We start from the raw sequence: 14,714 nt of genomic DNA, 5'->3' as shown, positions 1-14,714 counted from the left end.
AGTTATGATTAAAAATTTAATTAGATACTTTAAAAGCATACATTTTACTAAGGCCATTTTGGTTGCTTTAGCCATGGTAACGCCGGTATTAATATCTATTTATTTTTTTAATAGTTTCGAAATAGGCTTTAGTATAGCTTTAGGCGCAATATTATGTGCCCCATGCGATGTTCCAGGAAGTTTAAAACATAAGTTTTACGGCATATTAACATCTGTTGTGTTAGTGTTTATCATCACGTTACTAATCGGGTATTTTAGTAGTACACTTCTAATAGTTATACCGTTGTTAATCGTTTTGGTTTTTGCGGTTTCTTACATTTCGGTTTTTGGTTTTAGAGCCTCATTAATTTCATTGGCTGGTTTGCTTTCGTTTGTGTTAGCCTTTGCCTATGAAAGTAGTGAGATTACTGTTTTGGAACATGCCTTATATCTTGCGTTAGGAGGCGTCTGGTACTTGTTTTTAACAATTTTAACCCAATTGTCTTTACCACAAGTGCAAACGGATTACTTGTTTATAGAACTGTTATACAAAACATCAGAATTTATAAAAATAAGAGGAAAGTTATTAGTTGAAATCAATAATAGAAATGAACTTTTAGAAGCCAATTTTAAACTGCAAATAGAAATAAACGAACTCCAAGAAACCATAAGAGAGGTGATTTTAGAAAAAAGATTAAACTCTGGTTTTAGTAATAGAACAAGACGACAACAGTTGTTTTTTTCTAGAGTTATGGAAATATATGAATTGGCTATTTCCAACACGATTGATTATTATAAGTTTGATACCTTATTTAAAGATCATCCCGAAAAAATAGATGAGTTTAAAGTATTAATTTTCGAAATTTCAAATAGACTAGCTTTTATTGCTAAGGTGGTTTTAAAGGAAGAGAAGCTTACATTTAATGATAATTTTAAAGTGCTTCTTAAAAAAATACAGAACCATATAGATATTTATAAGGTGAAGGTAGGTTTACCGGAATCAAGAGAGGGTGCCATACTTCTGTTAAACTTTAAAGCCTATCAAGAGCGGCAGATTAGCAACTTAAATGACATCGCTAGGATATTAGAGAATTATTCTAAAAACAATAAAATTAGAGGCATAAAGGACGCCGAACAATTTATAACTCAACAGGATTATGATGTTAAAAAACTGAAAGCCAATTTTAGTTTTAAATCGCCAATATTTAGACACTCGTTACGATTAACGCTTACAATGCTAATCGGTTTTTTAATTGGGTATGCTATGGAAATGCAGCAATCGTATTGGATTTTGTTAACCATTGTTGTAATAATGAGACCTAGCTACGGCTTAACTAAACAACGAACTGTACAAAGGTTGGTAGGAACTTTAATAGGCGCTGCTTTAGGTGTGGGTATTGTTTTTTTAACACAAAACACTGTAGTTTATGCTGTAATTGCAGCCTTATCTTTAATAATTGGGTTTTCAATTTTAAAACAGAATTATAGAAATGGCGCAGCCTTTATTACCTTATATGTAGTTTTTATGTATGCCTTAATTCATCCAAATGTTTTAATGGCTATTCAGTTTAGGGTTGTAGATACGCTTATAGGAGGAGTATTGGCCTATGCTGGGAATTATTTATTTTGGCCAGCATGGGAGTCGAAAAACATTAAAGAGTTTTTTGTTAATTCTATTAATGGAATTGCTGATTTTTTGAAACAAATAGATGTTTTATATCATGAAAAAGGAGAGGTGTCTACGGCCTATAAGTTAGCTAGAAAAGAGACGTTTTTACAAGTAGCGAATTTGAATGCTGCTTACCAAAGATTGGTGCAAGAGCCTAAATCGAAACAACAGAATATTGTTGTTATTTACGACTTAATTACCATTTGTAATACCTATTTGTCTTCGTTGGCATCCTTAGGTATTTATATTAGAACAAACAAAACAAGCAACGTACCAAAGCAATTTGAAATTTATGTAACGCATATTTTATCTAATCTTGAAAAAGCTGTAGATATTTTAGAAGATAAAGAATCTAATATCCATTTAGTAAATGAAGATTTAGATAAGGCTACCAAGAATTACGAGGATGACTTTAATTGCTTAGTATCACAACGTGGAGAAGAAATTAAAAAAGGAGTTCCTATTTCTAACGAAATGAGAGCGCAGTTGCACGAAACAAAATTAATATTCGAGCAGTTAAGTTGGCTGTTTAATCTATCGGAAAGTTTAGTTAAAAAAGTAAAACGTATTTAAATAAATGGCTTTTTTATTAATTTCTTGAGGATTCTCGTATTACCAATTCGGCATCTAAAATTATTTTATTCAAGGTTTGTTTTACTGTTTTTTTCTTGGTGTAACCTAAAAATGTTAAGGCAGCTTGTTTTCCAATTCCTGCACTGTGTTGGTTAATACTACTAATAGAAGGTGTTACTACAGCTGTAAAAGGTTCGTCGCCAAAACCAACTAAAGCGATATCTTCTGGCACCTTTATTTTTCGTTCTTTTAAAGCTTGTAAAGCACCTAATGCAGCATAATCACTGGCAACGTAAACAGCATCTGGTCTTTCTTTTAGTTGGAGTAATTGTTCCATTTTTTCTTTGCCATCTTCAATAGTTAGGCTGCTTTCAATTAAAAGCTCTGGATCTAACGGTAAATTGTGCTTCTTTACAGCATCAATATAACCTCTAATTCTATTGTTAAAAATGCGGGTACGCTTATAGCCTCCTATATGGGCAATTCTTTTTCGACCTTGATTTACAAGATGCTCAATAATATCTTGACTGCTTTTATAATCATTAATACCTATATAATCCACATTTAAATCATTTTCACCACGATCAAATAAAATTAAAGGAATGCCTTTTGCTTTTACTTTTTCATAATAATCTAAATCTACAGTTTCATTGGCCATTGATGCAATTATACCATCAACTTGAGTGAACAATAAAGTATCAATACTGTCGCACTCCTTTTTAAACGATTCGTTAGATTGTGTTATAATAATGTTATAACCTTCTTTGTTCAACACCTCTTCAATATTTTGAATAACAGAAGAAAAAAAGTTGCTATTAGTTCTAGGCACAATAACGCCAACTAATTTGCTTTTTCCTTTTCTTAAGGCGCTAGCAAGATGATTTGGTTGATAATTAAGATTTGCGGCAACTTGTTTAACAGCCTTTTTAGTTTTTTTACTAATTCTAGAGTCGTCGTTAAGTGCTTTAGAAACCGCAGCAGCAGAGATATTTAAAACATTAGCAATATCTTTTATAGTGGTTTTCTTTTTGATATTCAATTTTTTTATATATTTGCTTAATCGTTTAAGCAAATATATAGTTTTAACTTATTCAATCAAAATCTAAGCGTAATTAAAGATTTTGATTTATTTTCAACTAGTTGGTTAAACGTTTAAGCAAAAACTAATTTTTAAATAATAATACTAAATAAGATGAGTAAAGTAGTAACTTTCGGAGAGATCATGTTAAGATTAGCTCCACAAGGATTTTTAAGATTTTCACAAGCAAATAACTTTGATGCTATTTACGGTGGTGGAGAATCAAACGTAGCTGTTTCTTTAGCTAATTATGGTGTGTCATGTGATTTCGTAACACGTTTACCAAAAAATGATATTGGTGAGTGTGCTATGATGGAAATGCGTAAAAGAGGTGTAGGTGTCGATAAAATTGTTTGGGGTGGAGATCGTTTAGGGATCTACTTTTTAGAAACTGGTGCTGTATCTAGAGGATCTAAAGTGGTTTACGATAGAGCACATTCTGCAATAGCTGAAATTGAATCAGGAATGATTGATTGGGATGCTGTTTTTGAAGGTGTTGAGTGGTTTCACTGGACAGGAATTACACCAGCAATTTCTCAAGGTGCTGCCGATGTTTGTTTAGAAGCTGTTAAAGCTGCAAGTGCTAAAGGTATTACTATTTCTACCGATTTAAATTACCGTGCTAAACTTTGGAACTATTGTAGCGATGCACATAGAGAAAAAGTTATGACTGAGATTACATCGTATTGTGATATCGTGTTAGGAAATGAAGAAGATGCAGAAATGCATTTCGGAATTAAACCTGCAGGAGCAGCAGTTCAAACAGCTGGACATGATGTAAAAGCAGAAGCTTTCTTATCTGTTTGCCAACAAATGATGGAAAAATTTCCAAGAGCTAAAAAGGTAATTACTACTTTAAGAGGTTCTATTTCTGCATCTCACAATACTTGGGCTGGAGTTTTATATGATGGAAAACAAATGTTACAAACGCGTCAATATCAAATAACAGATATCGTTGATAGAGTTGGTGGTGGAGATTCTTTCATGGGTGGATTAATCTACGGATTATTAAAATACCCGGAAAATGATCAAAATGCATTAGATTTTGCTGTTGCAGCGTCTTGTTTAAAACACACTATTAAAGGTGATGCAAACTTAGTAACTGTTGCTGAGGTTGAAAAACTAATGGGTGGTGATGCATCTGGTAGAGTTGCTAGATAATTTATATCAATAAGATTTATAAAAATAACCTACAAGGTGAAATACAGCTGTAATTGCTGTAAACACCTTGTAGTTTTGTTATTTAAATTAGTACGTTTTTCTAACCTTAAAATCATATAAATTATATGAAAAAATCTATTGCAATAATGTGTGGAGGCGGACCAGCTCCAGGCATAAATACTGTAATAAGTACTTTGGCCAAAACATTCTTGAAAGATGGATACGAGGTTATAGGTGTGCATCATGGTTATAAAGGATTGCTTTCTGATGAACCTTCATTAGTTTTTTTTGATTTTCATCATGCCGATAGAATTTTTAGTCGTGGTGGTTCAACTTTAATAATGAGCCGTTTTAAGCCAAAAGATAGCGATTTTAAAGCCGGTTTTTTTAAGAAATACAACGTAAAACTACTAGTAACTATTGGTGGCGATGATACCGCGTCAACAGCCAATAGGTTAACAAAATATGTAAATACTCAGGATTTGGATGTGGCTCATGTTCATGTTCCTAAAACCATCGATAACGATTTACCGTTGCCAGATAGAAATCCAACTTTTGGTTTTCATACGGCAAAAGATGAAGGTGTGCGTATTGGTAATACCGTTTATGAAGACGCTAGAACTAGCGAAAACTGGTTTGTAGTTGCCGCTATGGGGCGTTCGGCAGGGCATCTTGCTTTTGGGATTGCATCGGCGTGTCATTATCAAATGATGATTATTCCTGAAATGTTTAATAAAACTAAAATAACATTCGAGAAAATTATCAATATGATTATTTCTTCTATTGTTAAATGCAAAATTCAAGGTATCGAATATGGTGTTGCTTTGGTTAGTGAAGGTGTTTTTCATTTTATGGATGAAGACGAAATCTTAAACTCAGGTATCAATTTTACTTACGACGATCATGGACATCCAGAACTAGGAAACGTAAGTAAATCTCATATATTTAATTATTTATTACAAACTAAGCTTAAAGAGGTTGGTTTAGATATAAAATCAAGGCCTGTAGAGCTTGGGTACGAATTAAGGTGTTGTAACCCTATTGCATTCGATTTAACCCTATGCACTTTATTAGGTATAGGTGTTAAAAAATTATATGACGAAGGCGTTTCTGGTTGTATTGTAAGTGCAAATTCAAAAGGCGATATTATGCCTTTATATCTAAAAGATTTTGAGGATAATGAGGGTAAAATACCACCTAGATTGGTAGATATCAATTCAGATATGGCTCAGCTATTTATTAATAATCTATTTTATATTAAGGAAAAAGATTATGAGTTGGCTAAACAATATTTACCTAATCCGGAGGCATACGATTTTAAAAAAATATTAAATTGGAATTAAATTAACTAATAAAAAAACAAAAATATAATGGCACAATTTTCAAGATTAGAAGTAGCGCAAGCAATGAAAGATACAGGAATGATTCCTTTATTTTTTCATAATGATATAGAATTAAGTAAAAAAGTATTAAAAGCATGTTACGATGGTGGTGCTCGTTTAATGGAGTTTACTGCTCGTGGTGATTTTGCTCACGAAGTTTTTGGAGAATTAACTAAATATGCTATTGCTGAATTACCAGGAATGATAATGGGTGTAGGGTCTGTAACAGATGCAGGTGCTGCGTCATTATACATGGCTTTAGGAGCAAACTTTATTGTAACTCCGGTTTTAAGAGAAGATATTGCAATTGCTTGTAACCGTAAAAAAGTATTATGGTCTCCAGGATGTGGTACTTTAACAGAGATTACTAGAGCAGAGGAATTAGGATGCGAAATCGTAAAATTATTCCCTGGCGATATCTACGGACCTCAATTTGTAAAAGGTATTAAAGGTCCACAACCATGGACGTCGGTTATGCCTACAGGTGGTGTTTCGCCAACAGAAGAAAACCTTAAAGGATGGTTTGATGCTGGTGTAACTTGTGTTGGAATGGGATCTAAATTGATTTCAAAAGAAATTATTGCTAATAAAGATTACGCAAAATTAGAGAAGGATGTTAAATCAGCCTTAGCTATTGTAAAGTCTGTTAGAAAATAATTAATAGTATAAAATATTTTTTTAAGAGCCGCTATCTAGTGGCTCTTTTAATTTGTAATAGTTGTTTAGTAACCTGTTTTATGGTTTTTAAGAGGTAATTAAGTGTCCTTATTTTTCTTTTTTACTCTCTATAAAATTTGTTACATTTGGCGACACATTAAAAAAATATAAAGATGAAAATAATGAAAGTTTTAAGTTTGCTAGCAGTAATTATACTTGTAGCATCTTGTAATCAAAACGGAGCAACACAAAAAGCATTAACAACAGAGATTGACTCAGTAAGTTATGCTATAGGTATGGATGTTGCCAAAAATGTTAAAGCTAGTTTTGATGAATTTGATGGCGATTTATTCATGCAAGGTTTTAATAATGTATCAGATTCTACAAATATCTTACTTGATGAAGCTAAAGCACAACAAGTGGTTAGAGCTTATTTTCAAAAGAAACAACAAGCTGATGCAGCAAAATTAAAAGAAGAAGGAGAAAACAATAAAATTGAAGGTGAAAAATTCTTAGCTGAAAACAAAACTAAAGATGGTGTTGTAACAACAGATAGTGGTTTACAATACATAGTTTTAAAAGAAGGAACAGGAGCAAAACCAACAACATCTTCTAAAGTAAAAGTTCATTACCACGGAACTTTAATTGACGGAACTGTATTTGATAGTTCTGTGGATAGAGGAGAGCCAACTGAGTTTGGAGTAACTCAAGTTATTAAAGGTTGGACTGAAGGTTTACAATTAATGAAAGAAGGTGCTAAGTATAAGTTTTTTATCCCTAGTGATATTGCTTACGGTGCTAATCCAAGACCAGGAGGAGCAATTAAACCGAACTCAACATTAATTTTCGATGTAGAATTATTAGAAGTAAAGTAATTTTACCTTTAATAGTTTAAATATAAAAACAGGAAGCTATGCTTCCTGTTTTTTTTGTTTTTACATTTTTAGTATATTAAAATATTCAAGTTGTAACTTTGCACTATCTTAAATAAAAATATCATGAGCCATAAAGCAGGTTTTGTAAATATAATTGGTAATCCTAATGTTGGGAAATCTACATTAATGAATGCCTTTGTTGGAGAAAAACTTTCCATAATCACATCTAAAGCGCAAACTACAAGACACCGAATTTTAGGTATTGTAAATGGCGACGATTTTCAAGTCGTTTTAAGTGATACTCCAGGTATAATTAAGCCAGCTTACCAGCTTCAAGAATCGATGATGGGGTTTGTAAAATCGGCTTTCGAGGATGCCGATGTACTTATTTACATGGTGGAAATTGGAGAAAAGGAGTTAAAAGATGAAGCTTTTTTTAATAAAATTACCAATTCGAAAATACCGGTTTTATTATTGCTCAATAAAATTGATAAATCAGATCAAGAGCAGTTAGAAAGTCAAGTGCAAACGTGGTCAGAAAAAGTACCTAATGCAGAAATTTTCCCGGTTTCAGCGCTAGAAGGCTTTAATGTAAAGGAGGTTTTTAATAGAATATTAGACTTACTTCCAGAGTCGCCACCGTTTTACCCAAAAGATCAATTAACCGATAAGCCAGAGCGTTTCTTTATAAATGAAACCATTCGAGAAAAAATCTTGATGCATTATAAAAAAGAAATTCCTTATGCAGTAGAAGTTGATACGGAAGAGTTTTTTGAAGAAGAACAAATAATTAGAGTAAGATCTGTTATTATGGTCGAACGCGAAACTCAAAAAGGTATTATTATTGGCCATAAAGGAAGTGCTTTAAAGCGTGTAGGTGTTGAGTCTAGAAAGGATTTAGAAAAGTTTTTCGGAAAGCAAATTCATATTGAATTATATGTAAAAGTGAATAAAAACTGGAGAAGCAATCAAAACCAGCTGAAACGTTTTGGTTACAATAACTAATCAGTGCTAAGTGCATTGTTATCTATTCCTAGAATATCATTCATAAAAGTATTAAGCAATCGCATGTCTTTTATGCTTGATGCTTTACCTATGCTACCAGCAAAATATAGGGTAACCCAAAGCAAAACCATTAAAAGGGTAATGCTAGCTTGCACAGCAAAACTCTGTTTTAATGTCATATTGGTATAGGTCCAAATAGCAAATGCTATAAAAAAACCAGCAACAAGAAAATGGAGGAACATAAAAAGTGTCCAAACTGTTGGATTTGGTCCAAACAGTCCATGTAGAGTACTAGAGTTGTCGTCAGTCTTATTTATTTCTAAATGTAATTGTGGAGACCAAAAGTGTTGTTGTTCTTTAGGGAATTTAATAAAAACATGGTCGTCCACACGAGTAATAATAAAATCTTTTTGGGTGATCTTTGCATTCTCAAAATCGCTTAAAACAGCTTCATTTGGCCTTGGAATTTCTAGTTTAAACCTCGGTCGCAATACAATGTCGTTACTTAAAGGCATTCATATTTTGTTTAGCATAGTAAATTACTGTTTTTTATTTAAAATAAATGTGGTCTTTAAAAATAATTCAATCAAAGACAACCTTAGTGTGTAAAAGCGTATTGAAATAGAGCTGACTTTTTTAGTTCAATATCTAGAAGGAATTTTACAATAACACAGTTTAAAAGATAAATTAAATGGGTATCAGTAAGTTACAATTAAGTCTTGCTTCTTTACTCTAACGGCGAAGCGGTCTTGATTCTTAAATCAAGCATTATTGATTTAAAAATTAAAATACTTTCAATCTTTATTAAAAAAGAACTTTGCGTCATCTATATTTCCTATTTTTGCAAAATGTTTCGGATAGAAATATTAAGGCATCAGATAAGGTGTAACAGATAAGATAAAGATTATGAGTAATATAGTAGCTATTGTAGGAAGGCCAAATGTTGGTAAATCAACGTTTTTTAATCGTTTAATTCAACGAAGAGAAGCCATTGTTGATGCCGTTAGTGGTGTTACAAGAGACCGCCATTATGGTAAAAGTGATTGGAACGGAAAAGAGTTTTCTTTAATAGATACTGGAGGTTACGTTTTAGGAAGTGATGATGTTTTTGAAGCTGAAATTGATAAGCAAGTAGAATTGGCTATTGATGAGGCCGATGCTATTATTTTCATGGTCGATGTAGAATCTGGTGTAACCGGAATGGATGAGGATGTTGCAAAGTTACTTCGTAAGGTAAGTAAACCTGTATTTCTTGTAGTAAATAAAGTGGATAATGGTAAGCGTGCAGAAGATGCTGTAGAGTTTTATTCCTTAGGTTTAGGTGAATATTACACCGTAGCTAGTATAAACGGAAGTGGAACAGGAGAATTATTAGATGCTTTGGTTGAAGCTTTGCCAGAAAAGGAAGAAGTTGTAGAGGAAGCATTACCAAGATTTGCTGTAGTGGGGCGTCCAAACGCAGGGAAATCATCCTTTATAAATGCACTTATTGGAGAAGATAGATATATTGTTACCGATATTGCAGGTACAACTAGAGATTCTATAGATACTAAATACAATCGTTTTGGTTTTGAGTTTAATTTGGTTGATACTGCCGGAATTAGAAGAAAATCTAAAGTAAAAGAAGATTTAGAATTTTATTCCGTAATGCGTAGTGTAAGAGCTATCGAGCATGCCGATGTTTGTTTAGTCGTTTTAGATGCCAACCGTGGTTTTGATGGACAGGTGCAAAACATTTTCTGGCTTGCAGAACGTAACCGTAAGGGTATTGTAGTGCTAGTTAATAAATGGGATTTGGTTGAAAAAGATCATAAATCGGTTAAGGAATACGAAAAAGTAATTAGAAAACAAATGGAACCATTTACCGATGTGCCAATTGTTTTTATCTCTGCATTAACCAAACAACGTATTTTTAAGGCTATTGAAACTGCAGTGGAGGTCTACCAAAACCGTTCTAAAAAGATTAAAACAAGTCAGCTTAACGAAGTGCTACTTCCAATTATAGAAAATTATCCGCCACCAGCATACAAAGCAAAATTTGTTAAAATTAAATATATTATGCAGTTGCCAACACCGCAACCACAATTTGCTTTCTTTTGTAATTTACCTCAATATGTAAAAGAGCCTTACAAGCGTTTCTTAGAGAATAAATTAAGAGAAAAATTTGGTTTTAATGGTGTGCCTATTAGTGTTTACATGCGTAAAAAGTAATACATATCTTGGGTAAGAATTTCTTAGCCAAGTCAAATTTTAAGTTTATTTAAAGTCTTAAAGCATAAAAATCTAAATACTAGTTTTTTAAGTTTTAAGACTTTTTTAAGAAAAATCTTATGATGTTCAAACTATATTAGAGGTTTTAAATAAAAACCAACCAAAAATCAATATAATGAAGTCTATTCTTTTAGTAATAGTCATTTTGTTTACATCATTATCTTTTTCTCAATCTAAATCATTCGAAATCTCTGGTACACTAATATCAGAGGAAGATGCTGTTCCTTTGGAGTCTGCAACGGTTTATTTACAACGCGTTACCGATAGTAGCTTAGTTACTTATGGGTTAACCAATAAAGAAGGTAAATTTACTTTAGAAGGAAAAATAGCACGTAAAAAAGCTAATCTATTTCCGTGAGGTTAATATGGATAAAAAAATCATTGATTTAGGAACTATAAATTTACAAATAAGCTCTGATGCTTTAGATGCTATAATTATTAAATCAACAGCTCCAATAACCATTAAAAAGGATACTTTAGAGTTTAATGTGAAGTCTTTTAAAACAAAAAAGGATGCCAATGTAGAAGACTTGTTAAAACAGCTTCCTGGAGTAGAAATTGATGAAGAAGGTAATATTAAAGTTAATGGAAAAGAAGTAAACAAAATACTCGTTAATGGAAAACCATTTTTTGGTGACGATCCCACAATAACAACCAGAAATTTAACCAAAGATATTGTAGAAAAAATACAAGTTTTAGATACTAAAACTAAAGATCAAGCATTTACAGGCGCAACTGCCGATGGCGAAAATAAAACCGTAAACCTTGTTATAAAAGAAGAAAACAATAAAGGTGATTTTGGCAGGCTAGCTGCAGGTAAAGGAACCGATAAACATTATGAGTTTGCAGGTATGTATAATCATTTTGATAACGACCAACGCGTTAGTGTTTTGGCAGGTGGTAACGATATTAACTCACCAGGTTTTAGCTTTGGCGAAATTCGTAAAATGTTTGGTGGCGGTAATAGTGTCCGGTTTAATGGAAATGGTTCTTTTTCTATAGATGGTAGGTCTTTTGGCGGTGGTCAAGGTATTACAGAATCTCAAAATTATGGTGCTAATTATGCCGATGAGTATGGTGAAGGTAAAGATATAGCAGCTAACTATTTTTATTCTGGAAGTAGTTCAGAAAATAGAAGTAAAAGAGATCGAGAAAATATTTTATCTGATTCGAGATATTTTGCATCTTCAAACTCCAGTTCTTTTAGTGATAACGAAAGCCACAGTGCTAATGTGGAGTTTGATGTTAAGGTAGATTCTACACTTTTAATTAATTTTGAGCCGTCATTCAGCTATACAAAAAGTAAAAATTATTATAGTGAAGATGAGTCTTCAACCAACGACTCCAATGCATTAATTAACGAATCAACTTCCAATTCTAACGTAGAAAATATTGGTAAAAATTTTAGTAGTGATCTTGATATTACCAAGAAATTTGGTTCTAATGGTGCTTTTATAAAGTTTAGTTTTGATAATGATATTAGAACACGAGAACTGGATGATTATTTAGTTTCAAAAACAAATATATACGGAGATTCGCCCGAAGAAATTAACAGAAATCAGTATACTGAAGGTGAAAATAAAGTCAATAATTTTAGATCCAATATTACTTATAGATTACCCTTAGTAGGGAAAACTTTTTTCTTGGAATTTAAATATGGGTACACGCGAAACAAGCAACAAGACAGACGAAGCACTTTTGATAAAGAAGATCCAGAGGCTGAATATTATACCGTTTTTAATAACGAGTTAAGTACAGATTTCGAGTATATTAATGAAATGTCAACGCCCGCGTTAGAGTTGGAGTTTAAAAACGAAAAAATATCTGCAAGATTTGAAACCACCTATGTATTTAGAACTTTAGAAAATAATGATATTTTAAGGCCAACCTTAAGTTTAAAACGAAATTTTGAAGCTATCGAATTTCGATCAAGATTTCGTTATAAATTTAGTGATAAAGCGTCCATGCGAATGGGGTATAACTTAGATAATAATCCGCCGCAATTATCTCAATTACAACCGTTTTTAAATGTGTCTAATCCTTTAAATACTGTAATTGGTAATCCTAATTTGGTACCTCAAAATAACCATAGAGTTTATGCGAGTTACAATACCTTCGATTTTCAAAAAGGTTCTGGTTTTTACGGATATTTAAGTGCTAATTTTGATAATAATAAAGTTGTTTCTAAAACCATTATTGATGAGGATTTGGTAAGAGAAACAACCTATGATAACGTAAACGGTTCTTATAATGTAAATGGTTATTTATCGGTTAACAAGAAGGTAAAAGTAGATAGTTTACGCACGGTTACATTTTACTTAGGCGTTGGGCCAAGTATTAGAAAATCAATAAACTTCAATAACGGTGTTAAATATTCGAGTACTAATAATTCGGCTTCTCCAAACGTGGGTTTACGTTTTAACTGGAAAGATGTTTTAGAGTTTAATCCTAATTATAGAATGTCTTTTACCAGAAATACATTTGATTTAGAAGCCTTCGAAAACCAAGAGTTTGTCAGTCATTCACTTAATTTGAATACAGCTACTTTTTTGCCAAAAGGTTTCGAATGGCGAAATGATATGAGATATAGTTACAATCCCAATATTGCAGATGGGTTTCAAAAAAGTGCATGGTTTTGGAATGCTACACTAGCATACTCGATGCTTAAGGATAAAGGTACGCTTACTTTAAAGGCTTACGATTTACTAAACCAAAACACCAATGCCAGACGAATTGCCACAGCTAACTACATAGAGGATTCTCAAAGCACCGTATTGCAACAATATTTCATGCTTAGTTTTAGTTGGAAATTTAATAGCTTAGGTAAGGCCGGAGAAACAGGAGGCGGTTCTAGGTATTATAGACATTAATTCGAGCAAAGTAAAAGTTTATAAATATTCTTCCAGTTTCAGTGTAATATTTAAACTGATATTTCCTATTTTAGTTTAAAATAGAATACTATGAGTCAGATTATTACATTTGGTGAAGTGCTTATGCGTATATCACCGCGAGGAAATAGAAAATTTATCCAATCCAATACAGTTGAATTTTATTTTGGTGGTACAGAACTTAATGTAGGACTTTCTATTGCTCATTTTGGTGAAAGTGTAAAACATATTACTTGTATTTCTAATGATTTTATAGGCAATACAGCTTTGGCTTACCTTAATAAATTCGATTTAGATACAACGGCTATTGTTCGGTCAGATAGACCTTTAGGGGTTTATTTTTTAGAGGTTGGAGCCGTTATGCGTCCTAGTCAAATTTCGTATAACAGATCGCATTCTGCTTTTTCCGAAATTAAACCAAGTATGGTAGATTGGGAAAAATCTTTGGCAAATGGAAGCTGGTTTCATTGGACAGGTATTACACCTGCATTAACCCAAGGCAGTTTCGATACTTTAAAAGAAGGCTTAAAACTGGCTAGAAAAAAAGGTATGCAAGTATCGGCAGACCCAACATATAGAAGTGGCTTATGGAAATATGGAGTCGATCCTAAAGAGGCTTTAACCGAATTACTGCATTGCTCTACTATTTTTATTGGAGGTATTAACGAAATGAACGAGGTTTTAGGTACCGATTTTGGTTATAGTAACGATGAGTTTATAGAAGCTAGTAAATTACTTATTGAAAAATTCCCAACTATAGTTAAAGTATTTGATAAAATAAGAACATCCATAAATTCTTCATGGCATAAAATTAGAGCAAGAATGTGGAATGGTGAAAAATTCTACGAAACTCAAGATTTCGATATTACACATATTGTAGACCGTATTGGAACAGGTGATGCCTTTGCAGCAGGTTTAATTTATGGTTTGCAACACTTTAAGGATACTAAATCTATGGAGTTTGCAAGTGCAGCCTGTGCTTTAAAACACACGTATGTAGGTGATGTTAATTACGCCACTATCGATGAGGTAATGCGTATTGTTGAAGGTAATGTGTCCGGACGTTTTAATAGATAATAAACGCAGTAATAAAGCAAAAAGAGTTAGGTTTTTTTGAGTTCTCCTAAAATAGAACAGTTTACTGAGACTGAAACTGAAACTGCAACTGCAAACTAA

The 14,714-nt window shown here is 32.5% G+C and carries 12 protein-coding genes; 10 read left to right on the top strand and 2 right to left on the bottom strand.

Features of this window, described 5'->3' with window-relative positions; translation table 11 throughout:
• Window positions 1-4: 4 nt before the first annotated feature.
• A complete protein-coding gene (locus AAFN75_RS03895; RefSeq protein ID WP_411808311.1) occupies window positions 5-2,221 on the top strand; it encodes an FUSC family protein in 2,217 nt (738 codons plus the stop codon).
• A gap of 16 nt (window positions 2,222-2,237) precedes the next feature.
• Here the strand turns inward: AAFN75_RS03895 and AAFN75_RS03890 are convergent, their stop codons facing one another.
• Window positions 2,238-3,260 (bottom strand): LacI family DNA-binding transcriptional regulator, encoded by a 1,023-nt coding sequence (locus tag AAFN75_RS03890; RefSeq protein ID WP_411808310.1) that lies wholly within the window; start codon window positions 3,258-3,260, stop codon window positions 2,238-2,240.
• A 153-nt stretch (window positions 3,261-3,413) separates the two neighbouring features.
• Here AAFN75_RS03890 and AAFN75_RS03885 point away from each other — a divergent pair, with 153 nt between their 5' ends.
• The 5 genes from AAFN75_RS03885 (at window position 3,414) to era (ending at window position 8,379) form a co-directional block, all read left to right on the top strand.
• Window positions 3,414-4,460 carry a sugar kinase gene (locus AAFN75_RS03885; protein WP_144115636.1) on the top strand — a complete coding sequence of 349 codons (1,047 nt, stop codon included), beginning with the start codon at window positions 3,414-3,416 and terminating at the stop codon, window positions 4,458-4,460.
• 125 nt (window positions 4,461-4,585) lie between these two features.
• Window positions 4,586-5,803 (top strand): 6-phosphofructokinase, encoded by a 1,218-nt coding sequence (locus tag AAFN75_RS03880; RefSeq protein ID WP_411808309.1) that lies wholly within the window; start codon window positions 4,586-4,588, stop codon window positions 5,801-5,803.
• 27 nt (window positions 5,804-5,830) lie between these two features.
• Complete coding sequence (locus AAFN75_RS03875; RefSeq protein ID WP_411808308.1) at window positions 5,831-6,499, top strand: bifunctional 4-hydroxy-2-oxoglutarate aldolase/2-dehydro-3-deoxy-phosphogluconate aldolase; 669 nt, start codon at window positions 5,831-5,833, stop codon at window positions 6,497-6,499.
• Window positions 6,500-6,672: 173 nt separating this feature from the next.
• Window positions 6,673-7,374, top strand: coding sequence for an FKBP-type peptidyl-prolyl cis-trans isomerase (locus tag AAFN75_RS03870; protein WP_144115633.1), 702 nt, complete (start codon window positions 6,673-6,675; stop codon window positions 7,372-7,374).
• A gap of 123 nt (window positions 7,375-7,497) precedes the next feature.
• Window positions 7,498-8,379: a GTPase Era gene (era, locus tag AAFN75_RS03865; protein ID WP_144115632.1), complete on the top strand. Its 882-nt coding sequence runs from the start codon at window positions 7,498-7,500 to the stop codon at window positions 8,377-8,379.
• On the opposite strand, the gene AAFN75_RS03860 is transcribed toward era, so the two are convergent.
• Window positions 8,376-8,894: a GTP-binding protein gene (locus AAFN75_RS03860; protein WP_411808307.1), complete on the bottom strand. Its 519-nt coding sequence runs from the start codon at window positions 8,892-8,894 to the stop codon at window positions 8,376-8,378. The two genes, era and AAFN75_RS03860, sit on opposite strands and share 4 nt — an antisense overlap.
• Window positions 8,895-9,285: 391 nt before the next feature.
• Between AAFN75_RS03860 and der the strand changes: the two genes are divergently transcribed.
• The 4 genes from der to AAFN75_RS03840 all read left to right on the top strand — a co-directional run bounded on the left by der (window position 9,286) and on the right by AAFN75_RS03840 (window position 14,615).
• Window positions 9,286-10,590: a ribosome biogenesis GTPase Der gene (der, locus tag AAFN75_RS03855; RefSeq protein WP_411808306.1), complete on the top strand. Its 1,305-nt coding sequence runs from the start codon at window positions 9,286-9,288 to the stop codon at window positions 10,588-10,590.
• Between the two features lie 175 nt (window positions 10,591-10,765).
• Window positions 10,766-11,008, top strand: coding sequence for a hypothetical protein (locus AAFN75_RS03850; RefSeq protein WP_411808305.1), 243 nt, complete (start codon window positions 10,766-10,768; stop codon window positions 11,006-11,008).
• 7 nt (window positions 11,009-11,015) lie between these two features.
• Window positions 11,016-13,520 carry an outer membrane beta-barrel protein gene (locus AAFN75_RS03845; protein ID WP_411808304.1) on the top strand — a complete coding sequence of 835 codons (2,505 nt, stop codon included), beginning with the start codon at window positions 11,016-11,018 and terminating at the stop codon, window positions 13,518-13,520.
• 90 nt (window positions 13,521-13,610) lie between these two features.
• Window positions 13,611-14,615 carry a sugar kinase gene (locus tag AAFN75_RS03840; protein WP_411808303.1) on the top strand — a complete coding sequence of 335 codons (1,005 nt, stop codon included), beginning with the start codon at window positions 13,611-13,613 and terminating at the stop codon, window positions 14,613-14,615.
• Window positions 14,616-14,714 lie beyond the last annotated feature (99 nt).

This window comes from Algibacter sp. AS12 (assembly GCF_046736315.1).
Taxonomy (GTDB): domain Bacteria; phylum Bacteroidota; class Bacteroidia; order Flavobacteriales; family Flavobacteriaceae; genus Algibacter_B; species Algibacter_B amylolyticus.
This window is presented reverse-complemented; position numbering and strand designations above follow the sequence as displayed.